Below are 25,087 nucleotides of genomic sequence, written 5' to 3'. Positions count from 1 at the left end.
GAAATACCTGTACCATTGCGCTGAAACCGGCTCGGACCAGAAGGCATGCGCTTTACCCCTGTTGAGATCATCGCCAAAAAACGCGACCGCAAGCGCCTGAGTCGGGAGGAGATCCGGTTTTTCGTGCACGGCTTGCTCGATGGCACCGTGCGCGACTATCAGGCGGCGGCCTGGCTCATGGCCGTTTACCTCAACGGGCTGGACGCGGAGGAGACGCTGGCCCTAACGGAGGCCATGCTGCACTCGGGCCGGGTCATGGATTTGAGCGCCGTTCCGGGAATTAAAGTGGACAAGCACTCCACAGGCGGCGTGGGAGATAAGGTAACGTTGCTGCTGGTGCCCATTGTGGCCGCGGCCGGTGTGCCCGTGCCCACGATCTCGGGCCGCGGTCTGGGGCACACCGGCGGGACGCTGGATAAGCTGGAATCCATCCCAGGGTTTCGGACGCATCTGGCGCCAGAGGCCTACGAGCGCCAGCTGCGGGAGATCGGAGCCGTCATGATCGGGCAGACGGAGGAGATCGCGCCGGCGGATCGCGAGCTTTACGCCCTGCGCGACGTCACGGCCACCGTGGAGTCCATCCCCCTTATCGCGGCCAGCATCATGAGCAAGAAGCTCGCCGAGGGTATCGATGCGCTGGTCTTGGACGTCAAAGTCGGACGCGGGGCTTTTATGAAAACGCGGGAGCGCGCTCGGGAGCTGGCCCAGACGCTGGTTGCGATCGGCCGGGGGGCGGGCAAACGCACCGCGGCCTTGCTTACGGATATGGACACCCCGCTAGGCAGGACCATCGGCAATTGGCTCGAAGTGGAGGAGGCGATCGAGTGCCTGCGGGGGGCTCAAGGGGCGCCGGATCTTCTGGAAGTGACCTATGAGCTGGCCGCGTGGATGTTCTGGCTGGCTGAGCGCGTCTTGAGCCTAGAGGAGGGGCGCAGGCTGGCCCAGGAGATGCTTCAATCGGGCCAGGCCTTTGCGAAGTTCCGTCAGATCGTACAGGCCCAAGGCGGAGATGTGCGCTACGTCGAAGAGCCCGAGCGCTATCCGCGGGCAACCCAGCAGACGGCGCTTCGCGCCCCCCGCTCCGGCTACGTGGTCGACCTCGACGCCTGGGCCTTCGCCTGGGCGGCCCTAGAGCTGGGCGCGGGCCGCTATCGTAAAGAGGAGGCCATCGACCCCACCGCCGGTATTCGGCTCAACTGCGGGCTTGGTGCATACGTACAAGCCGGTGATCCGGTCGCGGTGCTTTACGCGGCCACCCCGGAGCGCCTGGAGCGCGCTTTAGCGCGCCTGCGTGAGGCGGTGCGCATAGCGGATGCGCCTCCGGAGCCGCGCTCCCGCCTGTTAGAGGTCATCAGCTGATGCGGTTCCGAAGAAGTTTGGCTATCTTAAATAGCGAGAAACGTCCGAATTAGAGGATCGACCCATGTGGCGGCGATTTGTGCGCGCCCTCAAGGCCCTGCTGGGCGGGCTGATCCGGGGTCTTGAGGACCCCCGGCTCATCTTGGAGCAGAACATCCGGGAGCTCAACGATCAGCTCCCCAAGATGAACGAGAACATCGCCACCGTTAAGGCGCACGTCTTGCTTCTGGAACGGGAGGCCAAGCGTCTGGAGGCCGAGCTCGAAGACCTGGCTGCGCGCATCCGTGCCGCCCTCGAAGCGGATCGGGAGGACGTGGCCGAGAACTACGCTATCCGACTTGAACAGGCCCGCGGGGCGCTGGATCGCACCCGTGAGCAGCTGCGTCTAGCCCAGCAGGCATATGAGAAGGCTGTGGAGATCAAGAAGGCTTTCATGCGGGAGCGCGAGCGCAAAATCAGGGAGGCCCAGGAGGCCTTGCGCGAATACGGGCGTGCCAAATGGCAGGCCAAGGTGGCCGACGCGCTTGAGTCCTTCGAGGTGGCCGGTATCGACCAGACACACCAGGAAATGATCGGCCGCATTCGCGAGGAGGCTGCGCGCCAGGAGGCGCGCATGGAGATGGCCTTGGAGGGCGCGGATCGAGATCGGATCCGCATAGAGGAAGAAGCCGAGCGGCTCCGGGCCCGCGAGCTCATCAAGCAGTTTAAGTGGGAAATGGGACTGGAGCGCAAGCGGGAGCCGGAATCTCCCCAAGCCGAACCGGAGCGAACCGCGGAGCAGGAGAAAACGGTCGGCCGAATCCGAACACGCTCCTAACTTATGGGACCGAAACGAGGTAAGAAGCCCGGGCGGCCCGCCCCAAACGGGCTTCGGCGGTGACAGCTCCAAATGCCGACTGCACGCGAAGGGCTCAACTTCGTCAAAGAGGCCTTTCTGTTACCCTGGAATCTTGGCTTTCTGGCGGCGGCAGGGGCCTGGACCTTCTTCAACCCGCAGTGGTTTGAGGCCACCTGGACCTTGGTGGCGGGCTTGGAGCTCCTGTATTTGGGTCTGCTGTCACGTTCCAGGCGCTTCCAGCGGTGGGTGGAGACCCGCAGAGGACGCCTGCAAAGGCCGCTTGGGGAGCGAGAGCTGCTCTTGAGTTTGGACCGCGAGCGGCAACGCCGCTTCGTATCCATGCGCAAGCTTCTGGAAACCATCGAGGCCCAGTACACCCAATACTCCGGCCCCTCCCGGGCGCTATTGGCGGCCCACGGACGCAAGCTGGAGGCGCTTCTGGGGGCTTATCTCCGCCTTCTGGTGGCCGAACACCGCTACGCGACCTACCTAAGCACACACGCAGAGGGGGAGATCCTGGGGGCCATCCGGGAGCTAGAGGCGAGCATCAAGGACGATCCGCCCAAAATGCAGCAGCTCAAGGGGCGTCGCCTGGAGGTACTGCGTAAGCGCTTGGAGCGTTACCAGCAGGCCCGCGAGCAAGTCCAGATTGTGCACGCGCAACTGGAGACGATCGAGGACGTCTTCCGTTTCGTGCACGAACAGGCGCTTACCATGAGGGACCCTGAGGCCGTTGAGCTGGAGCTGGATAATCTGCTCGAAGAGGTTCAAGAGACCGAGGGGACCGTTAAAGCCATGGAGGCGCTTTTCGCGCCCCTCGCCTTGCCCTCGGAGCATGCTGAAGAAGACGATTCAAAGCCCTTATTCCGTCGAAACCGAACGAGGGTTCGTTAAGCTGGGATCAAGCCATGTACCAGAGCCTCTTATGGGAGCTGGCCGAGGGGATCGTGACGCTCACGATCAACCGGCCCCAGGTGCTGAACGCCCTCAATGAGGAGGTGCTGCGGGAGCTGGAGGCGGCTTTTACGCGCATCTACGCCGAGCCCGAGGTGCGCGGGGTGATCCTGACCGGGGCCGGGCCGAAGGCCTTCGCCGCCGGCGCCGATATAGCCGAGCTCAGCCAACTGGATGGGCTGCGCGGTTGGGAGCAGGCGCGCCGCGGACAACGCCTATTGGACCAGATCGAACGCTGCCCGAAGCCGGTGGTGGCGGCCGTAAATGGCTATGCCCTGGGCGGAGGCTGTGAGTTGGCCATGGCGGCCCATGTGCGCTTTGCCTCGGAGATCGCCCAGTTCGGGCAGCCGGAGGTCAACTTGGGCCTCATACCGGGATACGGGGGCACGCAGCGGCTTGTACGCCTGGTAGGGCGCGGTCGGGCTTTGGAGCTGTTGCTCAGCGGAGAACGCATTTCGGCCCAGCGCGCCTATGAGATCGGGCTCGTCAATCGGGTGGTGCCGGCCGATCGCCTGCTCGAGGAGGCGCGCTCTTTCCTGAAAGCTGTGCTCAGCAAGGGCCCCGTAGCCGTGCGCCTCATTCTGGAGGCCGTGCAGGCGGCGGATCTGCCTCTGGAGGCCGGCCTGGCCCGGGAGGCTGAGCTTTTCGGATTGGCCATGACGACGCGCGATTTTCGAGAGGGTACGCGCGCGTTTCTGGAAAAGCGTCCGCCCGTCTTCGAGGGGCGTTAAACGCACCGCGATGGGCGACCTGGTGCTGGCCCTGTTGGGACTGCTGCTGGCGGCCTTCTGCGCGCTTTTTGCGCAAGCTTATGGGCAGGCTACGCGGGCCTGGGCGGAGCTCATGGGGCTGCGCACCCCAAAGGCGACGGCCGCCTTGGAGCTCCTGCGACATCCCGACTGGTATCGTCACGGGGCCTGGCTTGGCCGCATACTCGGAGGCGTAGCCTACGCCTGGGGCGCATGGGGTGCTCTGGAGCCCCACGTGGGACAGCTCTGGGTTTTCTTGCTGGAGCCCTATCGCACCCTGTGCACGGGGCTTAGCGGGGCCGTGCTATTGGGGGTGGCCTATTACGTTCTGGCCTGGCTCCTGCCCTCTTTAGCGGGCAGGTACGGGGCCGATCGGCTCGTGCTGCCGCTGGCGTATCCCGGCCGAGCCCTCGTGTATCTGTTTTATCCGCTCATCTATGCGCTGGGCCGACGAGAGGAGCAAGGCCTCGGAGATCCCCCGCTTGATCTGGCTCCGCAGACAACCGCTTTCCCGGATCCCGCCTTTTCAGAGTCCCTATGGCTGGAGCGTGTCCTAGCCCTTGGCGAACGACGCCTAAAAGACCTCATGGTGCCCCGGACTGAGATCGAGGCCCTGGAGGAGCACAGCTCGGTTTCGGAGGCGATCGCGCGCTTCCGCCAGACCGGCTATTCGCGCCTGCCCGTCTATCGGGAGACCATCGATACGATCATCGGACTGGTTAAAGTGCAGGACCTGTTTCGGCGGCCGGAGCGGATCTTGGATGTGCTGCGGCCCGTGCTCTTTGCTCCTGAATCCAAGCCCGCCGCGGAGATGCTCCTTGAATTTCGCCGCACGGGCCAGCACATGGCCATCGTGCTAGACGAGTACGGCGGAACAGCCGGGCTGATCACCTTGGAGGATCTGCTCGAAGAACTCGTCGGCGATATCCAGGACGAATACGACGAAGAGGAGCTCGTATTGCGACGCCTCAATCCCCACACGTTCATCTTGAGCGGAAGGGCCTCGGTTGAGGAGCTCAACGCCCGTTTTCGGCTCGGCATCCCGGAAGGCGACTACGAGACGCTGGCCGGCTACATCATGGATCGCCTGGGGGTGATCCCAAAGGTAAACGAAGAGTTCGTGCTGGACGACCGGTTCCGCGTTATCATCACGCGCGCCACCCCTTCGCGCATCGATCTTGTTAAGCTCATCCTCCTATCGCCTCAAGAGCGCGCCTAATCGGTTGCGCAGAGCCTCCGGGCTCGGCTATATTTGCGCTCTGTAGCTCGTCTAGGAAGGTTAGGCCCCATGCCCAATACGAAATCAGCCGCCAAACGCGCTCGGCAGAGCCTGAAGCGATACTTGCGCAACCGAGCGCAGCGCTCTAAGATGAAGACCCTCATCAAAAAGGTGCTGCGCGCTAGCTCGCGGGCCGAAGCGGAGGCCCTTTACCGAGAAGCTCAGGCGGTCATCGATCGGCTGGCCACGAAAGGGCTTATCCATAAAAACAAGGCAGCTCGCAAGAAAACCCAGCTAGCGCATCATATCGCCCGGCTGCCCGCCTGAGCCGATTGTTCTGTTCACCCTGGACGGTAGTCGTCCAGGGCTTCGCGTTTTTGCACCCCTTCAGGGCTGGCTCGTATCTTCGCTAAGTCTAGCCAGCCCGCGGCGCATGATCTTCACCCGACGCCCTACGCATCGACGTTTTGAGTACCACCCCCGTTACTATGATCCCACTCGCGAGCAGAGCCTGCGCGAGCGACTAGCCCGGCAGCGAGCGCGCCTACTGCGCCGCCGGCGCCGCGCCCCTCTGTCGCTATTGTGGATGATCGCGCTGCTGTTGATGGCCCTGTATCTGTATTGGCGTCTGTGAGGGGGTATGGCGGGCGTAATCCGTCGGTTGCCGGAACCTCTTGTAAACCAGATCGCGGCCGGGGAGGTGGTGCAACGCCCCGCCTCTGTGGTGAAGGAACTGTTGGAGAACGCCATCGATGCCGGAGCCAATAGAATCGAAGTTCATGTTCGGGATGCGGGCAAGAGCCTCGTGCAAGTTATAGACAACGGCTGCGGCATGAGCGCCGAGGATGCCGTACTCTGTTTTGAGCGACATGCCACGAGCAAAATCGCCCGGCTGGAGGACTTACAGGCTATCAGCACACTTGGGTTTCGGGGGGAGGCGCTGGCTTCCATCGCGGCCGTTGCTCAGGTGGAACTGCGCACCCGACGCCCCGAGGACGCGTATGGAACCTGTGTGCGCATCGAAGGGGGGCGCCTCAAGGGCGTTGAGGCCTGCTCGGCTCCCGTGGGCACCTCGGTTTCGGTGCGCAATTTGTTCTACAACACCCCCGCCCGCAGGCGTTTTTTAAAGTCCGATGCCACCGAGTGGAGGCATATCCTGAACGTCTTTCGGCGCCTAGCGCTCTGCTACAGCCGTATCGCCTTCACGTTGTTCTACCAAGGGGAGCCCGTCTACGTGCTTCCTCCGGAGGCGCTCCTGGATCGGCTGGCCCGTCTCTTGGAGCCGTCTGGGCCTGAAGACTGGGTGGCGGTTCGGGAGGAGACCCCCTACGTTGCGCTGCAAGGTTACGTGGCCAAACCCGTCTTTTCTCGCATAAGCCGTGGGGAGCCGTTCTGGTTTGTTAACGGCCGCTATGTGCGGCATAGGCCCCTGGATCATGCCGTATACAGCGCCTATGGTGAGCTCATCCCCAGGGAAAGCCACCCTCCGTTTGTGCTTTTCCTGACGTTAGATCCCCGCCATGTGGACGTCAACGTGCACCCCACAAAGGAGGAGGTTAAATTCGACGACGAGCCGGCCCTCCACGCCGTGGTGCGAGCGGCGGTGCGGCGCGCTCTGGGGGAGGCCCGTGTAGTCCCTGAGGCCGTCTGGTATGGCGCGCGCCTTGTGGAACGGACCGGCCCTCCCCCAAAGACGGAGTTCGGCACCGGGCCATCGGGATCCGCGCTGCCGAAGACCGCTCTCATGCCTCAGGGCGTCCTTCGACCCCTGTCCGCCCCATACTCAGAGGCTTGCCGGGATTCAGCAGAGGGCGATCGCGCTTCCGCGAAGCCCGAAAAGCCCCTCGAGCCCAAAGAGGCCTGGGATCCCCTACAGGAGGCTCGGCTATTCTGGCAATTACACAACCGCTACATCTTGGTGCAGATCCGCTCTGGGGTGCTTATCGTCGACCAGCACGCGGCTCATGAGCGGGTGCTTTATGAGCAGGCCCTGCACGCCTTAGAGGGTGGTCTTCCGGCTACGCAACAGCTATTGTTTCCGCATACCCTAGTGCTCCCTCCGGAGGACTTTGAGTTGCTCAAGGAGTTGGCACATGATCTGTGTCGTCTTGGCTTTGTGCTGAAGTGGGGAGCTGGACGCCAGGTTAGCCTGCTCGGGGTACCCGCAGAAGTGCGTCCAGGGCGCGAGCAGACGATCCTGCAAGAGCTCTTGGCCCGCTATAAACGTTATCAGCACGCAGAGGTCTCCTCCTCCAGCCGAGAGGCCCTGGCTAAAGCTTTGGCCTGCCAAATGGCCGTTAAATCGGGCGACGTCCTGAGTCCGTCGGAAATGGAATCCCTGTTGCATCACCTTTTCGCCTGCCAGATGCCGTATGCGTGCCCCCACGGGCGGCCCACGATCATTCAGCTCACCTTGGAGGAATTGGATCGTCGTTTTGGTCGCATCGGACACCTGGAAAGAGCCTAGGGATATGGAAAATCTTACGATCATCCGACACGCGCTCATTCAGCGCAACCTGACCGCGCTGCGGGATCGGCGCACCTCACACGGGGAGTTTCGCCGTCTTCTGCATCAGACGGCCGCTTTGCTCGCCTACGAGGTTTTGCGCGATCTACCCGTTCGCCCCGTGCCCATAGAAACCCCCCTAGAACCCACCGTGGGGTATGTGTTGGATACGGAGGTTATCGTCGTGCCGATCCTGAGGGCCGGACTGGGCATGGTGGACGGGTTCGTGCAATACTTGCCCGAAGCGCGCATCGGGCACCTGGGCATGTATCGCGATGAGGCCACCCACCGGCCCGTGGACTACTACGCCAAACTGCCTCCTGGGTTGGAGGAGGCTTGGGTGATTCTGGTCGACCCCATGCTCGCCACCGGAGGTAGCGCCGATGACGCCTTGAGCGCGCTGAAGGCCCGAGGGGCGCGCCAGCTGCGCTTCGCTTGCTTGGTGGCCGCTCCCGAAGGCGTGCGGCGGCTGGCGGACCGGCATCCGGATGTGCGCATTTACGCCGCCGCGCTCGATCGGGAGCTGAACAGGAGCGCTTTCATCTTGCCCGGTCTGGGGGATGCGGGCGATCGCGCTTTCGGCACCTGAGGGGGATTTCGGTTTTGCCCCTCGGGGGAAAAATCGCCCTCGCCTTCGCCCAGAAAGCTTGCGGCGAACGGCGAAACCGGCGCGCTAGGACGTCGGTACGGTTCTTGGTATAAAGTTGCTCGAGGCAAGACAAGGAGTCGAAGGCATGTCCTTCTCCGTACGGGGGATCACGCCGCGTACCCATGTAATCGCCGTGGGCAAGGCCCTGGACTACCGCAACGCGCAGGAGTTCAAAAACCTGATAGACGCCTTGTTGCAGGCGGGCGTGTTGAACCTCATCCTGGACTTTTCCAATACGGGCATCCTGGATTCCACCGGTCTGGGGGCGATCTTCTCCGCCTATCGGAAGATAACTCCAAGGGGCGGACATATCGTCTTCGCTAACCTCTCTCGACCGGTGCAGATGGTCATCGAGCTCACGCACACCAACCGGATCTTCAAAATCTTCCCCACGGTCGAGGCCGCTCAGGCCGCGCTCATGCCGGCTAAGGCCTCGTAAGTACGGCGAGCTGCGATGGGATGCGTCCGCATGCGCTTCCACAACCTCGAAACCATAACGGAGGAGCTCCTTGATCAATTCGCCCATTGGCTCGCACAGCCCGATGGGCTTATGCGCGTCTTAGGGGAAGAGGGGCTATTGAAGCTGCGGCTTATCGTGCACGAATGGGTGGCCAACCTCGTAGAACATGCCGTCTTTAACGGAAAAGGCCCGGAGATCGTACTGGAGTTTGAGACCACCGAGCCCCGAGGTGTCTGCTGTCGGATTTACGACAACTCCCTGGGTTTTGATTGGGATCGTTGTGCGCAGCAATCTGCGGCCTTGGATGACTTGGAGGCCGAACGGGGTCGGGGATTGGCCTTCATCCAAGCCCTCTCTAAGCGCGTGCTCTATCAGAGTCGAGAGGGGTGGAACTGCTTTCAGGTGTGGGTGGAGGGATGAGCGAGCACGCGCCTACGATTCTCGTGGTTGAAGATGAGCCAACCGTACGGCGACTGCTCCAGTACAGCTTAGGCAAACGCTATCGGGTGCTAGTGGCCACCAATGGGATGGAGGCCTTGGAGCTGATTCAGCAGGATCCCCCTGACCTGATCATCTCCGACATCATGATGCCCGTTATGGATGGCTATGAGCTACAGCGGCGGCTGCAGGAGCGTGAGCCTACGCGGGCGATCCCGTTTATTTTTCTGACCGCCAAAGCCGATGAACATTCGCGCCGACAGGGCATACGCATGGGGGCCGATGATTATCTGGTTAAGCCCTTCGACATAGAGGAGCTCCTGATCCGTGTGGAAAGGCTTCTGGAGCGCACGGCTCTGTATCGGTCCCAGTTGGATATGCGGCTGAGCCAGGACTTCTCCCGGCGGCTCATGCCCGAGGGCCTGCCCGACGTTCCCGGCTATAGGCTCAGGCTCTACTACGACCCCCTGCAAACGGGAGGAGGGGACCTGTTTGACTGGATGGCCCTGGAGGGGGGGCGATTCCTCTTCGTCGTGGGCGACGTTATGGGCAAAGGGGTGCAGGCAAAGTTTTACGCCTTCAGCTTCATGTCCTATATCCGGGGGACACTTCGGACGCTAGCTGAAGGTGAAGCCTCCCCAGGGGCGCTGCTTACGCGTCTTAATCGGATCTTGATCAAAGACCACATCCTACAGGACACCTTTGCTTCGCTGCTGGTGGCTATACTCGATCCCGTACGGCATGAGCTGTCGCTGGCCAACGCGGGGCACTGCCGGCCGCTGTTTTATTGGAACGGTCAAGTTTGGTTTGCGCAAGAAGGGAACCTGATCTTGGGTCTGGACCCCCAAGCGACTTATTCGGAGCTTCGGCGCGTTCTGGAGCCTGGTATGAGCGTGCTTTTGTACACGGACGCCCTGCTAGAGCTCCCCGTGGGCGCCGAAGCGCAGCTAGGGGAGGAGGGGCTGGCCCAGGCGGTGGAGGCGGCCTATCGGCCCGGGGTCGAACCCAGGAGCTTGGTAGAGCACATCCTTCAGGCGAGCCCCGAGAGACGATTCCGGGATGATGCCCTGTTGCTGCTTCTGGAGCGCTTGAAGTAAGCCCCATCCTGCGGCTTAGCCGATGCGGGCCAGTTCCAGCGGGAGCCCATATCGGGTGCGCAATAGCTCAGCCAACTCTCGATGTGCGGGCTCCGCGAGGCTAGGGTCGCGCTCGATCAGCGTCAAGGCCGCTTCTCGCGCTTGTTGCAGGATCGCTTGATCCGTGAGCAGGTTGGCCATTCGCAGCTCAGGGAGGCCCGTCTGCCGGGTTCCGAAGAAATCGCCGGGTCCACGCAGCTCCAAGTCGCGCTCGGCTAGGCGAAACCCATCTGTGGTTTCCAGAAGCACCCGCAGGCGCGCCTCCGCCTCGGGGCTTCGGGGGGAAGAGGCCACAAGGAAGCAGTGCGCCCGCTCCGATCCTCGGCCGACGCGGCCGCGCAGCTGATGTAGCTGGGCCAGCCCAAAGCGCTCGGCGTGCTCGATTACGATCACCGTGGCGTTGGGTGCGTCGATGCCCACCTCGATGACCGTGGTGGCGACCAGGATGTCGAGCTCGCCGGCCTTAAAAGCGCGCATGACGGCCTCTTTTTCCCCAGCCGGCATGCGACCGTGCAGCAGCCCCACGCGTCGATGGGGAAAGCGCGCGCGGATTTGCGCATACCCCGCCTGGGCGTTCCGAAGGTCCAAGGCCTCGGATTCCTCCACGAGGGGATAGACGATGTAAGCCTGCCGACCCCGGGCCAGCTCGCCCTCCAAAAAGCCATACAGCGCCTCGCGCTGTGTCTCCGATACCAAGTGCGTGCTGACGGGTTTTCGACCTCGGGGTAGCTCGCGGATTGTGGACACATCGAGGTCGCCGTACAGGGTGAGGGCCAGCGATCGGGGTATGGGCGTCGCGGTCATGACCAACAGATGCGGGCACGATCCCTTACGCCGCAGCGCGGCGCGCTGCAGCACCCCGAAACGATGCTGCTCATCGATGACCACAAGCCCCAGACGGTGAAAACGCACGTCCTCTTGGATGAGCGCATGCGTGCCCACGAGGATCTGGATCGCACCTGTGCTGATCGCCTCCAGCAGGCGCGCCCGTTCGGCGCGCCCAAGGCTGCCCGTAAGCAGGCCAATCTGCACATCGATGTGCCCGATGTGCTCTTGCAACACGCTGTAGTGCTGTTCGGCCAGGATCTCCGTGGGGGCCATGAGCGCGGCCTGATAGCCCGAGTCCAGGGCCAAGAGCATGGCGGCGATAGCCACAATGGTTTTGCCGCTTCCCACATCGCCCTGAAGCAGTCGGTTCATCAGGCCTCCCCTTCGCACATCCCGATAAATGTCCCGGATGGCCTGTTTTTGCCCCTCCGTCAGGACAAAGGGCAAGCGCTCATAAAAGGCCCGAAACCGGGGTCCGGCTCGTTCAAAAACGGGGCCTCGTTGGGGTTGCGCTCCTCCCCCGTAGCGGGACCAAGCCAAGAGCAGCTGCAGGGTGAACAGCTCATCGAATTTGAGCCGGCGCTGGGCCTCCTCCAGAAGGGCCCAGCTTGGCGGGATGTGCACGGTGATCAAGGCCTCTTGCAGGGGCATGAGCCCGTAGCGGGTCCGTATCCATTCCGGAAGCGGATCCGGCAGCGGAGGCAGGGGCTCCTCCAGCAGCCGCCGCAGAAGCCGGCGGATGCCGACGCTGTTCAGGTTGACCCGTTCCAGGGCCTGTGAGCCTGGGTACAGGGGTATGATCGCGCCTGTGCGAAGGGGGGGATCCGAATCCCCCTCCAGCTTGTCGTAATCCGGGTGCACCAGCTGCAGGCGAGCCCCGTAGCGTTGCGGCACCCCGTGAAAGGCCACCCATTGGCCGGTCTGAAATTGCTTGCTGATCCAGGATAGTCCCTGAAACCAGACGCAAACAAGCTGTCCGGTGCCGTCATCCAGCAGGACTTCAAAGCGGCTCCGCCCCCGCAGCCCCTCCACGAGCGCCTGGGCCCGCACCTGGCCCAAGACCGTCACCCCGCCCTGCTGGGGCTGCAGCTCCCGGATGGGAACGATCGTGCTGCGATCCAGGTAACGTCGGGGCAGGTACCAGAGCAGATCCCTGAAGGTCCGCACTCCCGCGGTCGCCAGGGCCCGGGTGCGTTGAGGACCTACTCCTTTTAAGTGTTCGATGGGAGTGTGCCAAGAGCGCATCGGTGCGCCATTAAATATATGGCGCCAGCCGGAGCGGCGTTACTGCACTTCTACTTCGGTGACCGAAGCCGCCGAGGTCTTGGGCTCCGGCTCTGGAGGAGCGAAGCGCTGCTGCGGATCGGCTATCGGTTTGGGCTCAAGGGCCAGCTCCAATACCTCTTCTACGCGCCAGACCCAGTGGAACTGCAGCTCCCGACGGGCCTCCTCGGGTACGTCCTCCAGGTCCTTTTCGTTGCGGGCCGGCAGGATGACCCGGCTGATGCCGGCGCGGCGGGCGGCCAGGACTTTCTCCTTGATCCCCCCAACGGGCAAAACCAGCCCGCGCAGGGTGATCTCCCCGGTCATGGCCACATCGGATCGGGCGCGGCGCTGCGTAAGCAGCGACACCAGGGCGGTTAGGATCGTCACCCCGGCCGAAGGGCCGTCCTTGGGAACGGCTCCGGCGGGCACGTGCACGTGCACGTCCCAGTGCTTGAAAAACGACCACGCAAGGCCTAGCTCTCGGGCGTGGGCTTTGACGTAACTCCAGGCGGCCTGGGCGGACTCCTTCATCACCTCGCCGAGTTGTCCGGTCAGGATAAGCCGGCCCGAGCCCGGTATGGCCGTGGCCTCGATGAAGAGCAGATCCCCTCCCGTGGGGGTCCAGGCTAGCCCCGTGGCCACGCCGGGCGTTTCCGTGCGTTCGGCCACCTCGTTGAAGTATTTTTCCGGGCCCAGGTAGCGCCTGACGGCGCCTTCGTCTATGGTTACGGATTGCGCTAGCTCGCCCGTGGCCACCTCCTTGGCCACCCCGCGGCAGATGGCCGCAATCGAGCGCTCTAAGTTTCGGACCCCTGCCTCGCGCGTATAGTCCTGGATGAGCTTCCGAATGGCCCCCTCCGCGAAGTGGAGCTGATCCGGCTTAAGCCCGTGCTCGGCTAGCTGCTTCGGGATGAGATGCCGGCGGGCGATCTGCAGCTTGTCCTCCTGGGTGTAGCCGGGGATTTCGATGATCTCCATGCGATCTCGCAGGGGCGTTGGGATCGTATCCAGGTAGTTGGCCGTGGCGATGAACATCACGCGCGAGAGATCAAAGGGCAGCTCTAGGTAGTGATCGCTAAAGGTCGCGTTTTGCTCCGGATCGAGTACCTCTAGCAGGGCCGAAGCCGGGTCCCCTCGGAAATCCAGTCCCAGTTTATCGATCTCATCGAGCATAAAAACCGGGTTGGCCGTGCCGGCTTTGCGCAGGCCCTGGATGATCCGGCCGGGCAGGGCGCCCACGTAGGTGCGCCTGTGGCCCCGGATCTCCGCCTCATCGCGCACCCCGCCTAGGGAGATGCGCACGAACTTGCGCCCCAAAGCGCGGGCGATGGATTTGCCCAACGAGGTCTTGCCGACACCAGGAGGGCCGTAGAAGCACAGAATCGGCGCCTTCATGTCGCCTTTAAGCTTCAGCACGGCCAAATACTCCAGGATGCGCTTCTTGACCCGCTCCAGATCGAAATGATCCTCGTCCAGGATCTCCTGAGCGCGCTTCAGATCCAATACGTCCTCGGAGTACTCCTGCCATGGCAGATCCAGGATCCAATCGATGTAGTTGCGCGTGACCGTGTACTCCGGCGACATGGGGGGGATGCGCTCCAGGCGCTTGAGCTCTCGCTCTAGGGTCTGCCGGGCCTCTTCGGGGAGGGCTTTTTCGACCGCGCGCTTGCGCAGCTCCGCCAGCTCGGCTGTGGGCCCGTCGGCCTCCCCGAGCTCCTCTTGAATCGTCTTTAGCTGCTGACGTAGAAAATACTCCCGCTGCTGCCGTTCGATGTCGGAGCGGACTTTATTGCGGATCTCCTCACTTAGCCGCAGCACCTGAAGCTCGCGGTTGAGGTGCTCTAAGATCATCTCCGCCCGCTGTTCCAAAGACCGCACCTCCAGAAGCCGCTGCTTTTCGGCGACCGACAGCTGCAGGTTCGAGGCGATGAAGTGAATCAGGAAGGCCGGGTTTTCAATATTCTGGATCGCATAGGCGGCATCGTTGGGAATGTTGGGCGATAAGTTGATAATCTGCGTGGCGAGCTCTTTGATCGAGCGCACCAGGGCCTCCAGCTCCATGGTGTGGGTGAAGGCCTCCTCTATGGGCTCGATCCGTGCTACGAGATAGGGCTCTGTCTGGAGGTAGTCCAAAATGGCGAAGCGCCGTCTGCCTTGGATGACTACGCTCTGTGAGCCGTCGGGCACGCGGATGATCTTGAGGACCTTGACTATCGTACCCACTTGATATAGGTCCTCCGGACCCGGATCATCGACGTTGGGGTCCTTTTGTGCCACCACGCCGACGAGCTGATCCCGTTCAACGCTGTCTCGCAGCAGGCGTAATGACTTTTCCCTTCCCGCCGTGATGGGAACTACAACACCCGGGAAGAGAACGGTATTGCGAAGCGGCAGAATAGGCAAGGCATCGGGAAGGGGCTCCCAATGCCCCCCTTCTTCCTCTTCTTCCCCGCTAGGCAGCGGAAGACCTTGCTCCCAGTCTTCGTCGCGTAACCACAGAAACGGCTTCATGCGCGGAAGCCCCACATCTAATGCGCAGGCTCGAGAATGGCAAAAGCTCTGCCGCGGCCTCCTAGTGAGCCATTTCGGCAGCTCTATGCTCCAAAAGAATAAGATGGCTGCCACTGCGGCAGTGATTAAGAAATCCGCATCCGTCCTCGGCGGACTTGACAAGCTTAAAAAAACCGCTATATTCCCCGCCGTCATGATGTCGGCCTAGCGAGCGGAACCTGAGCGCGCCCACGTGGATATTTAAGGTGGCGATGCGAATCCGAGCCGCCCAGCATAACCTGAACGGCCCCAGGCTGATGGAGCGGGCAGACTCCGGCACGGCTCCGTTCAATTGGAGGCAGACCATTCAGTAACGGGTTGTTACATACCCCGAGCGCGCCCCTCGCGCCAGCTCCGGCCTTAGAGCAGCGCAGGGCGGGTCTTCTCCACGTGCGGGTGCTCGTACTCAATCACGACTACCGTCCCCTTACGATTTGCTCGGTGCAACGCGCCATCGGCCTGCTATGCTGCCGTAAGGCGGAGCTGTTGGCCGCGCGGGATGGGTATTTCCTGCACTCTCCCAGCACGCGCCTGCCGCTGCCCAGCATCATTCGGCTTCGGTATTATGTGGCGATCCCGCATAAGCGCGTCATGCTCTCGCGCCGAAACGTCCTGCGCCGGGATGGATTCCGCTGTCAGTACTGCGGCAGCCGAGAGCGGTTGACCGTTGATCACGTCGTGCCCAAATCCAAAGGGGGCACGGATTCTTGGGAGAACCTGGTCACGGCTTGTACGGCGTGTAACAACCGCAAAGGGAATCGCACCCCTGAAGAGGCCGGCATGCGGCTGCTGAGGCGCCCCTTCCGCCCCAGTCATATTCTTTTTCTGCGCGCTTCTGCGGGCAATTTCGAGGAGTCCTGGAAGCCTTATCTGTTCATGTGATATAGGCCTCGAGCCCAGAGGGAAAGGAGCCCCAATGTTCGGGGTAGACACGTGCGCCTGGGCCCATCAGGAGGCCTTAGGCAAGCTCGGTCCCTACGCTTACGTCTTGACGACTCTGAGCCCTCAAGGGCCTGCTCAAACGCCCTCACCCGCTATGGCCTTCACCCTCTTCGCCGTGGTTCCAGGAGCGGGTCAGCTTTACACGGGGCGAGCTCTGCCAGCCGCGCTCTTTGCGTTCGCCGAGGCTCTGGCTTGGCTAGGGGTGGCATATTACCGGGCCCAAGGCCAGAAGGCCTTCGAGCGCGTGCACGCTTGCGCGCGCCAGCATTGGAGTGTGGTGCGCTATGCGCAATGGCTTAACGGCTACTCTGGCCAATAGTGGTCCCTCCATTACCATTCGGAGGGCAGCCTACAGGGGACGGGAGGTGGGATTGGGCGCTAGTGGATCTGCGCGAGCTCAATGCAGCCGAGGCTCGGGCCCGCTTTCCTAACGGGATGCCGTTCTCCCACCGGCTTTCGTCCTATGGGTCGCAGCAGTACTACGGGCGCATCGGCAAATTACTTCCAATTCGCTCCGGGTTGGTCGGACTACGAGGGGGCGGATAACCCCCAGGACCGCCGCAACGTCTCAGGGCGCTTTTGGGCCTATGCCCGCCTTCACGCTCAGGCCAACGCGCTACTCCGGCGCGCCGGATACGCCTGGATGGTCATCACCGCCAATCACGTCATCAGCGCGCTGGATACGCTCATGGCCGCTCAGCGTTCGCGCGTGCGTTTGCGCCTGTACGGGCCAGATCCCCGGAGTTCGCTTCTATGGGGCGCTCAAGCCCGGATTCGAATACGCTAAAGGATCCCCCTTGAACCCGAGGCCCAGGCGAGGCTACTTTATATGGCAAAAGGTGAAACTCGATGCAGAGCCGCACGCTGCGCATCCGGATCTTCGGGCCGCTTCAGGATCTGTTCGGGGTTGAGGCGCTGGAGCTTCCGGATCCAGGTCCTACGACGGTGGCCCAGCTGTGGGCGCTTCTGGAGGCCCGTTATCCGGATTTGGCCTCTTGGCGTCCGCTCTGTCGGATGGCCGTGGGGGGACGCTGCGCGCACGCCGAAACGCCGGTTACGGCGGACGATGAGCTGGCCCTGCTACCCCCCGTGAGCGGAGGATGAGGTGGATCCGATTCGCGTCTCCGTACAAGAGGAGCCTCTGGATTGGCCGGCCCTCGTAAGGTGGGCTGTTGTACCCAAGTCGGGGGCTGTAGAGCTCTTTTTAGGCGTCGCCCGCCGGATCACGGACGGTCGGGAGACGCTCGAGCTTCGGTACACGGCCTACGTGAGCATGGCCGAGGCCGAGCTTAGGCGCATCGCCCAGGAGGCGCTGGAGCGTTTTCCGATTTGCCGGGTGGCCGTGGCGCATCGCCTCGGCCTTGTCCCCGCTGGCGAGCCCAGCGTGGCCGTGGTCGTCTCCGCCCCTCATCGAGACGGGGCCTTTTCGGCTTGCCGATACGTAATCGAGGCCCTCAAGGTGCGGGCCCCCATTTGGAAGCAAGAGCGCACCGCAACGGGCCTTCATTGGGCCCCCGGAACCCCGATTCCGGAGCATGAGCCAGCCCAAGGACAACCATGAGCCCGAAACCCAACCCCGAGCCCACCTCCTGGCAAACGCGTCTGGAGCAGCTGGAATCCGCTCTGCAGCAGCTGCGCGATGAGCTGCAGTCCGGATGGCAGGAGCGCGTTCGAAACCTGGAGGCGAACGTAGTGGCCCTTCGGCGCGAACTGAGGCGACGGGTGCGCCAGGATCCTGAGCGCGCCCTGTGGATCACCTTCGGCGTGGGCCTCGCCATAGGAGTCGTGCTGACGGCCGCCCTGATCTGGAGGCATCCGGATTAGGTCTCGTTCTCATCCATGACGCGCCTGTACTTGCGCTTAAGCGCGCGCCTGTTGCTGCTAGCCGCCTGCTCCTGGGCCCTCACCCTGCGTTGGGGTTCGCTTCCGCCCCCTGAGCTGTTCCTCGACCCATGGGATGGCCTTTACCGAACGGCTCGCGCAGCCCGGGAGCCGAAGCGGCTGAAGCTATCGCTGCCGGGTCTTTCTCGGCCGGTTCTGATCGTGCGCGACGCCCGCGGAGTGCCGCATTTGTTCGCACAAGAAGACCGGGATCTGGCGCTCGCGTTGGGCTATGTTGTAGCTCGGGATCGGCTCTTTCAGATGGATCTCCTGGCTCGCACGGCGGCCGGGAGGCTAGCTGAAGTCCTGGGGCCGGCCTTCCTGGAGCGCGATCGCGACTTCAGGCGCACCGGCATGGCCTGGGCTGCCCGCCGCGCGGCAGAGCGGCTGCGCCAAGAGAAGGGGATCGACTGGATGTTGCTGGAGGCCTTTAGCCAGGGCGTAAACGCGTACGTAAGCCGTCTGCGGCCTCAGGACTACCCCCTCGAATTCCGCCTTTTGGGCTACCGGCCCGAGCTCTGGAGCCCGGAGCGGAGCCTGCTGATCGCTCTGCTACAAGCCTTCGAGCTCACCTTTCGGCTCGATGATTTGGCCATGAGCCAGCTAGCCGAGCGCTTGGGCCAAGAGGCGGTTCGGGAGCTCTACCCCCAACACAGTCCCATAGCGGAGCCCTTCGCTTCTGGCCCGGGCCAGAGGCCGCCAAGCCGCGTTCAGCCTTCTTTCATAGGTATAGGGGAAGGCCTGGTACGGTCGGAGCAGCTCGATCTGGGGAGCAACCATTGGGCCGTCTCCGGGGCCCGCTCCAAGAGCGGGCTTCCCCTGCTGGCCGGAGATCCCCATCTGCGCCTGACCCTGCCCTCGATCTGGTACGAGGTGCACTTGGTGAGCCCCACGCGAAACATATACGGCGTCACCATCCCCGGCACACCCGCCGTGGTGATCGGCTTTAACGACTACGTGGCCTGGACTTTCACCAACACCGGGGCGGATGTCTTGGACGTCTACGCCCTGCGACTGGACCCCGCAAAGCGGTACTACTGGTACCGGCGATCTTGGAGGCCGCTTACGCTGTGGGTCGATACGCTGCGCGTGCGCGGAGGAAGCCCCATCTTAGACACCGTGCGCTTTACCCATCACGGACCGGTTTTCTTTCGAGAGGGCCGTGCCTTCGCTCTGCGCTGGACGGCTCTCGAAATCCGGGGCCTTCTGCGGGCCCTGTGGGGGTTCAACGGCGCCCGATCATGGGCCGAATTTGAGGCCGCGCAACGCTTCTGGGATGCGCCGGCGCAGAACATCTTGTACGCGGACCGCCATGGCCACATCGCCTTGCGCAGCGTCGGCCGGATCCCCGTACGCCGAAACGGACACGGCTGGGGTGTGCTGGATGGGACCACCGATAGCACAGAGTGGACGGGCTGGATCCCCTTTGAAGCGCTTCCGGCCTCGATAAACCCGCCGCATGGATGGTTGGTCTCGGCCAATCAAGAGCCCGCCCCTCCGGATTACCCGTATTACTTGGGCTATCACTGGCCCAACCCCTTTCGGGCGCTGCGCATCCGGGAGCAACTGGAGTCCCTGTCCCGCGCCTCGGTTGAGGACTTCCGCCGCATGCAGGCCGATGTGACGGTTTGGCTTTTCCGGCGCCTTCGGCCCTGGATCGGCGACGCGGCGGCCGAGGGCGCTTGGCCGGATAGCGCGCGCGCACAAGCCGTGCGGATGCTGCTTAACTGGAACGGGGTGGCCGGCCTGGATCAGCCGGAGCCGCTTCTGTTTTGGCTTTTCTGGAGCCTGCTGCGCGATCGGGTCTGGGATGAACTTCCTCCGGAGGCACCACGCCCGCGCGATGCGGTGCTGCTGCATCTGCTTGAGCAAAACCCGCAGAGCCCCTGGTTCGATCGCCAAGACACCCCCGGCCGGGAGCGGGCCCAGGACCTTGTTCGGCAGGCCCTGCATGCTGCCTTGGATACGCTTGTGCGCCGCTACGGGCCCGATCCGCAGGGCTGGACTTGGGGGAAGCATCACCGGTTTGTGTTCGCACACATCACGCGCAGCCCGGCGCTGCGCGTTCTGGGCCGAGGGCCCTACCCGGCCCCCGGGTTCTGGGATACGGTATGGCCCGCTGGGGATCTGGAGACCGTGCACTCGGCAAGCTGGCGTATGGTGGTGGATTTCGGCTTCGGTTCCCCTCGCGGATACGGGGTCCTGCCCGGCGGGCCCTCGGGAAATCCTTTCAGCCCTTACTACGACCTGGACATCGGGCTCTGGCAAAGTGGCAGACTGCGGCCGCTGCTGCGGCCGGCAAGGCCGGAGGCGCTGCCCCCGAGGGAGCGCCAAGCCGTTTGGACGTTGCGTCCTAGAGGATAAGCCATGCTCTCCTGGTGGACGCTTGGAGCTCTGGGCGTGCTTGCGGCGCTTCTGCTGCACGTGCTCTTAGGCTGGAGCGCCGCGCTTTTGGTTCCGCTCCTACTGGGCCTGTTTATGGGGCGGGGTGCGTGGTGGCGTGCAGGCGTCGTGCTGTTGGCCGTCTGGGCCCTGCTGCTGGTTTACAATGAGGCATTCGACCCTGAGGCTATGGCCCGGTTGCGGATGAGCTTGAGCGGATTTGTGGGGAATCGGGTTCCGCCGTGGGGTTTTCCGGCCCTTTCGCTGGGGGTGGCCTTCGGGCTGGGGGCGTTAGCCGGCTGGGCCGGAACGGCGCTCTACGAAGTGCTCACGCGCCCTCGGCTTCCATAAGCTCTTGCCGCAGATCCGCAAAGGCCTTCCTGTAGGGGGGGCGCAAGATGCCCCTTTCGGTGATGAAGGCCGTGATCAGCCGGGCGGGGGTGACGTCGAAAGCCGGGTTGTATACGGGGGCGCAAGCCGGCGCGATCGAAACCCCCCGGATGTGCGTTAGCTCCTCCGCGGGCCGCTCTTCAATGGGGATCTCGGATCCTCTCCTAAGTTTGAAATCGATGCTGGAGGTGGGCACGGCCACGTAGAAAGGAATCCGATGCGCGCGCGCCAACACGGCCAGCGCGTACGTGCCGATCTTGTTGGCCACATCCCCCTGTGCCGTGACGCGATCGGCCCCCACGATCACCAGGTCCACCTGGCCTTGTTGCATGAGGTAAGCGGCCGCGCTGTCGACGATGAGCTTATAGGAGATCCCGGCGCGTTCCAGTTCAAAGCTCGTCAGGCGGGCTCCCTGTAGATGGGGCCGCGTCTCATCCACCCATACGTGCGGCGCCCAACCGCGCTCCTGGGCCAGCAGAATAGGGGCTAGGGCCGTGCCGTAGGCCGAGGTGGCTAGAGCGCCCGTATTGCAGTGCGTAAGCACGCGCGCCCGGGGCCGGAGCAGCGACAGGCCGTGTTCGCCGATGCGGCGGTTGATCGCTTCGTCCTCGGCCTGGATGCGAAGCGCCTCCTCCAACAGGGCCTGCTTGATCTCCTCCGTCGGCCGATCGCGCAGCGCCTCAGCCCGCCGTCGCAGACGCTCCAGAGCCCAGCGCAAGTTTACCGCCGTAGGACGGGCCGTGCTCAGGTATGCGATCGCCTCCTCAAGGCCCGTCCAGAAGTCTCGGCGTTCTCTTACGCCCAGGTATAGTCCAAAGGCGGCCGCCATGCCGATGGCCGGCGCCCCGCGCACGCGCATGGAGCGAATGGCCTCCCAGACGTCCTCTATGCTGCCGAGCTTTAACCACCGCTCCTCCTGAGGCAAAAACGTCTGATCGAGCACCTCAAGGTGTGTTCCCGTCCATATCAGCGGTCGCAGCGCCGTCACGATCCCCTCACCGCGTATCTTTCACCCCAAATGCTACCGCCGATCAGCCCGCCTAAGGCGCCAAAGAGCGCACCCCAGAGGATGTTCAGAAGCCCCGAAAGAGCCAATATCCTCGCTCCAGCCGTGAGCACCTCAAGGGAGCCTGCAAACCCCCACACCCCGGACTCTTCCAGCTCCCTTAAGATCCGACGCGCCTCGGCGGCCAGGTCGATGCCCAGTTCATATAGCAGGAGCATCGCCAGAAGCGACCACAGCCCACCCAGAGCACCGGCAAGTGCCCCCATAGCCGCAGCTTGACGGGCGCTAATCGGGGCTTGGTTCTGCGAGGTGTATAGATAAGGCCCTACCAAAGCCCCTAGGATCACGCCGGCGCAGCAGAGCAAGTTGAGGAGGCTCAGGGCTGGCAAAAGGAACGTAAGCGCGATTGCTAGAGAGCTCACAAGGGCCGCTTGTCCATAGCCGATGCGCATGCCGCTACGCGTCGGGTTCGGCAGGTTTGAGCAACACCGCACGCCCCAGCAGGGCCCCGAAGATGCCTCCGATCATGCCGAAGATGCCCGCAAAAAACACGCTTTGCGCCAAGCCCGAAAGGCGCCGTTGCTGCGCAAATTGTCGCTCAATGCCCGCGATGATCTGCTCTTTTTGCTCCTCGGGGATGCGTTCGTTCAGCTCTACGGATTCGATCAGATGCTCCTTGAGCCGCATCGGGATGTTGGGATCAAGCGTCTGCCAGAGCCAGTTGAGGGCCGCCGAAAGCAGAACCGCCAAAAAGCCTGCTCCGATGCCCATGGCCACAGCCTCCAGGGCGCGCAGGGAGGGGTTTTCGTAACTGCGCGCAAAATGCCAGACCGCGCTGAAGCCCGAGAGCAACACAAGCAGGCAACTAGCGGCCGCGCTGCTTAGCTGGAAGGGGTTCACTAGGCCCCCGCTGGGCGCTTGGGCTAGCTGCAGGAGCACGATCACCACGCCCGCAATAAACATGAGCACGCCCGTCAGCAGACCCCCTACGAGGATCGAGGGCAGCTTAAGTGGAGGGGTAGTGGGGGTTTCCATGCGTACACCTCTCCCTTTTTGAGTATGTTCCGGTGCCGGGGCGCCAAAGCGCAACCCAGCCCCAAGCGGCATACGGGCCGCAGACAAGACCGAGGCAGGCTCCGGTGAGCACGCGAGACAGAGCGCTATTGCCGTAAAGCCATCCCCAAAGCCAGTCCAGCGCCACCAGCAACAGGGCGCCGGCTAACAGCAAAGAACCCCGTCGAGCCCAGCGCGCCCTTTGGGCCTGCCCAAGCGGGGCCAGAAGAGAGCCTACGAACAGCCCCCCAAGCAAACCCATACAGCGCTGGCAGACGGCCATGGGCGCCGAAGGTCCCCAAAAAGAGCGCTCCGGGAGCTGATGGCAAAGGCCCCCATAAAGCCGAAACCAGGGGCTCTGCCAGGCCTCCCACGGATCGGGGTGCAACCAGGCCGGAAGGACAGCGCCCAAGAGCAACCCGCCCAAAGCGGTCCAAAGCAGGCCATATGCGAGCCGGCATCGCATTTAGAAGCGCAGCACCTCCCAGACCGCCTCAGGCAGCCGATCTTTGGGCCAGTAGACGTGCCGCTCTAGGTTTTCGCTGAACGGAATCGGGGTATCAAGCGAGGCCACCCGGTAAACGGGGGCGTCTAGGTCCCGAAAGGCCTCCTGCGCGATCGTGGCGGCGATCTCAGCCCCCACGCCGCCGGTCAGGTTGGCTTCGTGCAACAGCAGGGCCCGGTTAGTGCGGCGCACGGACTCGAGCACAAGTTCTTTGTCCCAGGGCAATAGGGAGCGCAGGTCGATCACCTCCAGCTCCACGCCCTCCTCTGCCAGGCGCTCGGCCAGTTCTAAGGCCCAGTGCGTGCCCAGCCCGTAGCTGATGATCGAAAGGTCTCGTCCGGGACGTTGGATTTGCGCGCGGCCAATCGGAATCGTATAGCGCGACTCGGGCACGGGTCCTTTTAGACTGCGATACAGGAGCTTATGCTCCACGTATAGAACCGGGTTGGGGTCCTCGATAGCGGCCAAAAGCAGGCCCTTGGCGTCCCAGGGCGTGGCTGGGGCTACGATCTTAAGCCCTGGCACGTGCAGAAACCAGGCCTCTGGGTTCTGGGAGTGAAACGGTCCGGCCGCCGTGCCGCCTCCAGCCGGAAGCCGGATCGTTACGTTCACCGGGGCTCCCCAGCGGTAGTGCGTTTTGGCCAGGTTGTTGACGATCTGGTTGAAGGCGCAGGAGACGAAGTCCGCAAATTGCATCTCTACGACGGGCTTAAAGCCCTCCAGGGCCAGCCCCAGGGCGGCGCCGACCGCTCCGGATTCGATGATGGGCGTATTGCGCACGCGCGCCTTTCCGAAGCGCTCCACAAAACCCTGCGTGACCTTGAACACGCCCCCGTACTCCGCGATGTCCTGCCCCAGGAGCAGCACCTTAGGGTCAGCTTCCATGGCCTGCCACAGGGCCTCGGAGATGGCGTCGATGTAGCGCCGCTCGGGCGCCGGACCTGTCGGCGGCGCGGTGGGCGGGGGGCTAGGGGCGTACACGTCGGCCAGCTCGCGCTCGGGCGTGCTCTCCGGCCAAGGGGCCGTGAGCGCGTCCTGAACCGCCTCTTCGATTTGGCTCTGGATGCGGCTTTCGATGGCCGCTTTGTCGGCCTCCGTAAGCACCCCTTCGGCCTCCAGCCTGCGCGTGAAGAGCAAAAGCGGATCGCGCTCGGCCCAAACGGCGAAGAGCTCCGGGGGCACATACTGGGTGCCCGAGGCCTCCTCATGACCCCGCATCCGAAACGTAAGCGCCTCGATTAGGGTCGGGCCGTCGCCCTGGCGGGCTTTTTCCGCCGCGTAGCGCACGGCCTCGTAGACGGCCAACACGTCGTTGCCGTCCACCTGAAACCCCTCCATGCCGTAGCCCAGGGCGCGATCGGCCAGACGTTCGCAGGCGTATTGCTCCCGCGTGGGGGTCGAGAGAGCGTAGCCGTTGTTTTCGACCAAAAACACAACGGGCAACTTCCAGACGGCGGCCAGGTTGAGCGCTTCGTGGAAGTCGCCTTCGCTTGTGCCCCCTTCCCCTATGAAGGCTAGCGCAACGCGCCTCTCATTGCGCAGCTGGAAGGCCAAGGCCAGGCCGTCGGCCACAGGTAGCATGGCCCCTAGATGGGAGATCATGCCGATGATGCGATGTTCCGGAACCCCGAAGTGGAAGGTGCGATCCCGCCCCTTGGTAAACCCGCCCGCCTTGCCCATAAGCTGCCGCAGGAGCCGCTTCAGATCCACGCCGCGCGTGGTGAACACGCCCAGGTTCCGGTGCAAGGGCAGGATGACGTCGTCGGGCTGCAGCGCATAGGTGGCGCCCACGGAGATGGCCTCTTGTCCGATGCCCGAAAACCACTTGGCTAGTTTGCCCTGCCGCAGCAGCCGCAGCATGCGCTCTTCAATGCGACGCGGCAGGAGCAAGTAGTAGTACAGCTCCCGCAGTTGGGCTTCGGTCAGGGCGATGGTGCGCGTTTCCGACATACGTCCGTCCAGATACAGCGCAAGTT

27 protein-coding genes are annotated in these 25,087 nt (G+C 63.3%); 20 read left to right on the top strand and 7 right to left on the bottom strand.

Annotated elements, in window-relative coordinates; genetic code table 11:
* Nucleotides 1-45: 45 nt before the first annotated feature.
* From NZ993_05750 to NZ993_05695, 12 genes are all read left to right on the top strand, one after another.
* Complete coding sequence (locus NZ993_05750) at nt 46-1,359, top strand: thymidine phosphorylase (GenBank protein MCS7155295.1); 1,314 nt, start codon at nt 46-48, stop codon at nt 1,357-1,359.
* Between the two features lie 64 nt (nt 1,360-1,423).
* Nucleotides 1,424-2,176, top strand: a complete 753-nt coding sequence (locus tag NZ993_05745; protein ID MCS7155294.1) for a PspA/IM30 family protein — start codon at nt 1,424-1,426, stop codon at nt 2,174-2,176.
* Nucleotides 2,177-2,248: 72 nt separating this feature from the next.
* Complete coding sequence (locus NZ993_05740; GenBank protein ID MCS7155293.1) at nt 2,249-3,091, top strand: hypothetical protein; 843 nt, start codon at nt 2,249-2,251, stop codon at nt 3,089-3,091.
* 14 nt (nt 3,092-3,105) lie between these two features.
* Nucleotides 3,106-3,882 carry an enoyl-CoA hydratase-related protein gene (locus NZ993_05735; protein MCS7155292.1) on the top strand — a complete coding sequence of 259 codons (777 nt, stop codon included), beginning with the start codon at nt 3,106-3,108 and terminating at the stop codon, nt 3,880-3,882.
* Nucleotides 3,883-3,892: 10 nt separating this feature from the next.
* The gene (locus NZ993_05730) at nt 3,893-5,119 is read left to right on the top strand and encodes a hemolysin family protein (protein ID MCS7155291.1); all 1,227 of its coding nucleotides are present in this window, start codon (nt 3,893-3,895) and stop codon (nt 5,117-5,119) included.
* Nucleotides 5,120-5,188: 69 nt separating this feature from the next.
* Nucleotides 5,189-5,446 (top strand): 30S ribosomal protein S20, encoded by a 258-nt coding sequence (rpsT, locus tag NZ993_05725; GenBank protein MCS7155290.1) that lies wholly within the window; start codon nt 5,189-5,191, stop codon nt 5,444-5,446.
* A gap of 106 nt (nt 5,447-5,552) precedes the next feature.
* Nucleotides 5,553-5,753, top strand: a complete 201-nt coding sequence (locus NZ993_05720; protein ID MCS7155289.1) for a hypothetical protein — start codon at nt 5,553-5,555, stop codon at nt 5,751-5,753.
* A 6-nt stretch (nt 5,754-5,759) separates the two neighbouring features.
* Entirely contained in the window at nt 5,760-7,586 is a 1,827-nt protein-coding gene (gene mutL / locus NZ993_05715) for a DNA mismatch repair endonuclease MutL (GenBank protein ID MCS7155288.1), read from the top strand.
* A gap of 4 nt (nt 7,587-7,590) precedes the next feature.
* Nucleotides 7,591-8,214, top strand: coding sequence for a uracil phosphoribosyltransferase (gene upp / locus NZ993_05710; protein ID MCS7155287.1), 624 nt, complete (start codon nt 7,591-7,593; stop codon nt 8,212-8,214).
* Between the two features lie 145 nt (nt 8,215-8,359).
* Nucleotides 8,360-8,713, top strand: coding sequence for an STAS domain-containing protein (locus tag NZ993_05705; GenBank protein ID MCS7155286.1), 354 nt, complete (start codon nt 8,360-8,362; stop codon nt 8,711-8,713).
* A gap of 30 nt (nt 8,714-8,743) precedes the next feature.
* A complete protein-coding gene (locus NZ993_05700) occupies nt 8,744-9,154 on the top strand; it encodes an ATP-binding protein (GenBank protein ID MCS7155285.1) in 411 nt (136 codons plus the stop codon).
* Nucleotides 9,151-10,269, top strand: a complete 1,119-nt coding sequence (locus NZ993_05695; GenBank protein ID MCS7155284.1) for a SpoIIE family protein phosphatase — start codon at nt 9,151-9,153, stop codon at nt 10,267-10,269. Before NZ993_05700 ends, NZ993_05695 begins: the two co-directional genes overlap by 4 nt.
* A gap of 15 nt (nt 10,270-10,284) precedes the next feature.
* Here NZ993_05695 and recG read toward each other — a convergent pair whose 3' ends face one another.
* A complete protein-coding gene (gene recG, locus NZ993_05690; protein ID MCS7155283.1) occupies nt 10,285-12,381 on the bottom strand; it encodes an ATP-dependent DNA helicase RecG in 2,097 nt (698 codons plus the stop codon).
* Between the two features lie 39 nt (nt 12,382-12,420).
* Entirely contained in the window at nt 12,421-14,913 is a 2,493-nt protein-coding gene (lon, locus tag NZ993_05685) for an endopeptidase La (protein ID MCS7155282.1), read from the bottom strand.
* A 429-nt stretch (nt 14,914-15,342) separates the two neighbouring features.
* Between lon and NZ993_05680 the strand changes: the two genes are divergently transcribed.
* The 8 genes from NZ993_05680 to NZ993_05645 all read left to right on the top strand — a co-directional run bounded on the left by NZ993_05680 (nt 15,343) and on the right by NZ993_05645 (nt 20,508).
* On the top strand, nt 15,343-15,834 hold the full coding sequence (locus tag NZ993_05680; protein ID MCS7155281.1) for an HNH endonuclease: 492 nt from the start codon (nt 15,343-15,345) through the stop codon (nt 15,832-15,834).
* Nucleotides 15,835-15,868: 34 nt separating this feature from the next.
* Complete coding sequence (locus tag NZ993_05675; protein MCS7155280.1) at nt 15,869-16,213, top strand: hypothetical protein; 345 nt, start codon at nt 15,869-15,871, stop codon at nt 16,211-16,213.
* A gap of 144 nt (nt 16,214-16,357) precedes the next feature.
* Complete coding sequence (locus NZ993_05670; protein MCS7155279.1) at nt 16,358-16,681, top strand: hypothetical protein; 324 nt, start codon at nt 16,358-16,360, stop codon at nt 16,679-16,681.
* Nucleotides 16,682-16,743: 62 nt separating this feature from the next.
* Nucleotides 16,744-16,998 (top strand): MoaD/ThiS family protein, encoded by a 255-nt coding sequence (locus tag NZ993_05665; GenBank protein ID MCS7155278.1) that lies wholly within the window; start codon nt 16,744-16,746, stop codon nt 16,996-16,998.
* Between the two features lies 1 nt (nt 16,999).
* Entirely contained in the window at nt 17,000-17,455 is a 456-nt protein-coding gene (locus NZ993_05660; protein ID MCS7155277.1) for a molybdenum cofactor biosynthesis protein MoaE, read from the top strand.
* Nucleotides 17,452-17,718 (top strand): hypothetical protein, encoded by a 267-nt coding sequence (locus tag NZ993_05655; protein MCS7155276.1) that lies wholly within the window; start codon nt 17,452-17,454, stop codon nt 17,716-17,718. Before NZ993_05660 ends, NZ993_05655 begins: the two co-directional genes overlap by 4 nt.
* Nucleotides 17,719-17,733: 15 nt before the next feature.
* A complete protein-coding gene (locus NZ993_05650) occupies nt 17,734-20,139 on the top strand; it encodes a penicillin acylase family protein (GenBank protein MCS7155275.1) in 2,406 nt (801 codons plus the stop codon).
* A gap of 3 nt (nt 20,140-20,142) precedes the next feature.
* Complete coding sequence (locus NZ993_05645) at nt 20,143-20,508, top strand: hypothetical protein (GenBank protein ID MCS7155274.1); 366 nt, start codon at nt 20,143-20,145, stop codon at nt 20,506-20,508.
* Here the strand turns inward: NZ993_05645 and mtnA are convergent.
* From mtnA to NZ993_05620, 5 genes are read right to left on the bottom strand one after another with little or no spacing between them, the layout of a single operon-like run.
* The gene (gene mtnA, locus NZ993_05640; GenBank protein MCS7155273.1) at nt 20,486-21,535 is read right to left on the bottom strand and encodes an S-methyl-5-thioribose-1-phosphate isomerase; all 1,050 of its coding nucleotides are present in this window, start codon (nt 21,533-21,535) and stop codon (nt 20,486-20,488) included. The genes NZ993_05645 and mtnA overlap by 23 nt on opposite strands.
* Nucleotides 21,532-21,975: a hypothetical protein gene (locus NZ993_05635; GenBank protein MCS7155272.1), complete on the bottom strand. Its 444-nt coding sequence runs from the start codon at nt 21,973-21,975 to the stop codon at nt 21,532-21,534. Before NZ993_05635 ends, mtnA begins: the two co-directional genes overlap by 4 nt.
* A gap of 34 nt (nt 21,976-22,009) precedes the next feature.
* Complete coding sequence (locus tag NZ993_05630; protein MCS7155271.1) at nt 22,010-22,588, bottom strand: DUF4199 family protein; 579 nt, start codon at nt 22,586-22,588, stop codon at nt 22,010-22,012.
* A complete protein-coding gene (locus NZ993_05625) occupies nt 22,560-23,072 on the bottom strand; it encodes a DUF2085 domain-containing protein (protein MCS7155270.1) in 513 nt (170 codons plus the stop codon). Before NZ993_05625 ends, NZ993_05630 begins: the two co-directional genes overlap by 29 nt.
* Nucleotides 23,073-25,061 (bottom strand): dehydrogenase E1 component subunit alpha/beta, encoded by a 1,989-nt coding sequence (locus NZ993_05620; GenBank protein MCS7155269.1) that lies wholly within the window; start codon nt 25,059-25,061, stop codon nt 23,073-23,075.
* Nucleotides 25,062-25,087: the final 26 nt, after the last annotated feature.

The sequence above is a fragment of the Bacteroidota bacterium genome, assembly GCA_025059945.1.
Classification (GTDB): Bacteria; Bacteroidota; Rhodothermia; order JANXDC01; family JANXDC01; genus JANXDC01.
Note: the sequence above shows the minus strand (reverse complement) of the source record. Positions and strands in the feature narration are given on the sequence as shown.

What these genes read in the sequence shown, in the direction of transcription:
- NZ993_05720 (MCS7155289.1), top strand. Translation starts at nt 5,553, where the DNA reads ATGATCTTCACCCGACGCCCTACGCATCGACGTTTTGAGTACCACCCC.
- NZ993_05705 (MCS7155286.1), top strand. Translation starts at nt 8,360, where the DNA reads ATGTCCTTCTCCGTACGGGGGATCACGCCGCGTACCCATGTAATCGCC.
- NZ993_05675 (MCS7155280.1), top strand. Translation starts at nt 15,869, where the DNA reads ATGTTCGGGGTAGACACGTGCGCCTGGGCCCATCAGGAGGCCTTAGGC.
- NZ993_05700 (MCS7155285.1), top strand. Translation starts at nt 8,744, where the DNA reads ATGCGCTTCCACAACCTCGAAACCATAACGGAGGAGCTCCTTGATCAA.
- NZ993_05730 (MCS7155291.1), top strand. Translation starts at nt 3,893, where the DNA reads ATGGGCGACCTGGTGCTGGCCCTGTTGGGACTGCTGCTGGCGGCCTTC.
- recG (MCS7155283.1), bottom strand. Translation starts at nt 12,381, where the DNA reads ATGCGCTCTTGGCACACTCCCATCGAACACTTAAAAGGAGTAGGTCCT.
- lon (MCS7155282.1), bottom strand. Translation starts at nt 14,913, where the DNA reads ATGAAGCCGTTTCTGTGGTTACGCGACGAAGACTGGGAGCAAGGTCTT.
- NZ993_05620 (MCS7155269.1), bottom strand. Translation starts at nt 25,061, where the DNA reads ATGTCGGAAACGCGCACCATCGCCCTGACCGAAGCCCAACTGCGGGAG.
- NZ993_05665 (MCS7155278.1), top strand. Translation starts at nt 16,744, where the DNA reads ATGCAGAGCCGCACGCTGCGCATCCGGATCTTCGGGCCGCTTCAGGAT.
- NZ993_05735 (MCS7155292.1), top strand. Translation starts at nt 3,106, where the DNA reads ATGTACCAGAGCCTCTTATGGGAGCTGGCCGAGGGGATCGTGACGCTC.
- NZ993_05740 (MCS7155293.1), top strand. Translation starts at nt 2,249, where the DNA reads ATGCCGACTGCACGCGAAGGGCTCAACTTCGTCAAAGAGGCCTTTCTG.
- mutL (MCS7155288.1), top strand. Translation starts at nt 5,760, where the DNA reads ATGGCGGGCGTAATCCGTCGGTTGCCGGAACCTCTTGTAAACCAGATC.
- NZ993_05750 (MCS7155295.1), top strand. Translation starts at nt 46, where the DNA reads ATGCGCTTTACCCCTGTTGAGATCATCGCCAAAAAACGCGACCGCAAG.
- NZ993_05650 (MCS7155275.1), top strand. Translation starts at nt 17,734, where the DNA reads ATGACGCGCCTGTACTTGCGCTTAAGCGCGCGCCTGTTGCTGCTAGCC.
- NZ993_05655 (MCS7155276.1), top strand. Translation starts at nt 17,452, where the DNA reads ATGAGCCCGAAACCCAACCCCGAGCCCACCTCCTGGCAAACGCGTCTG.
- NZ993_05695 (MCS7155284.1), top strand. Translation starts at nt 9,151, where the DNA reads ATGAGCGAGCACGCGCCTACGATTCTCGTGGTTGAAGATGAGCCAACC.
- upp (MCS7155287.1), top strand. Translation starts at nt 7,591, where the DNA reads ATGGAAAATCTTACGATCATCCGACACGCGCTCATTCAGCGCAACCTG.
- NZ993_05745 (MCS7155294.1), top strand. Translation starts at nt 1,424, where the DNA reads ATGTGGCGGCGATTTGTGCGCGCCCTCAAGGCCCTGCTGGGCGGGCTG.
- NZ993_05630 (MCS7155271.1), bottom strand. Translation starts at nt 22,588, where the DNA reads ATGGAAACCCCCACTACCCCTCCACTTAAGCTGCCCTCGATCCTCGTA.
- rpsT (MCS7155290.1), top strand. Translation starts at nt 5,189, where the DNA reads ATGCCCAATACGAAATCAGCCGCCAAACGCGCTCGGCAGAGCCTGAAG.
- NZ993_05670 (MCS7155279.1), top strand. Translation starts at nt 16,358, where the DNA reads ATGGGTCGCAGCAGTACTACGGGCGCATCGGCAAATTACTTCCAATTC.
- NZ993_05625 (MCS7155270.1), bottom strand. Translation starts at nt 23,072, where the DNA reads ATGCGATGCCGGCTCGCATATGGCCTGCTTTGGACCGCTTTGGGCGGG.
- NZ993_05645 (MCS7155274.1), top strand. Translation starts at nt 20,143, where the DNA reads ATGCTCTCCTGGTGGACGCTTGGAGCTCTGGGCGTGCTTGCGGCGCTT.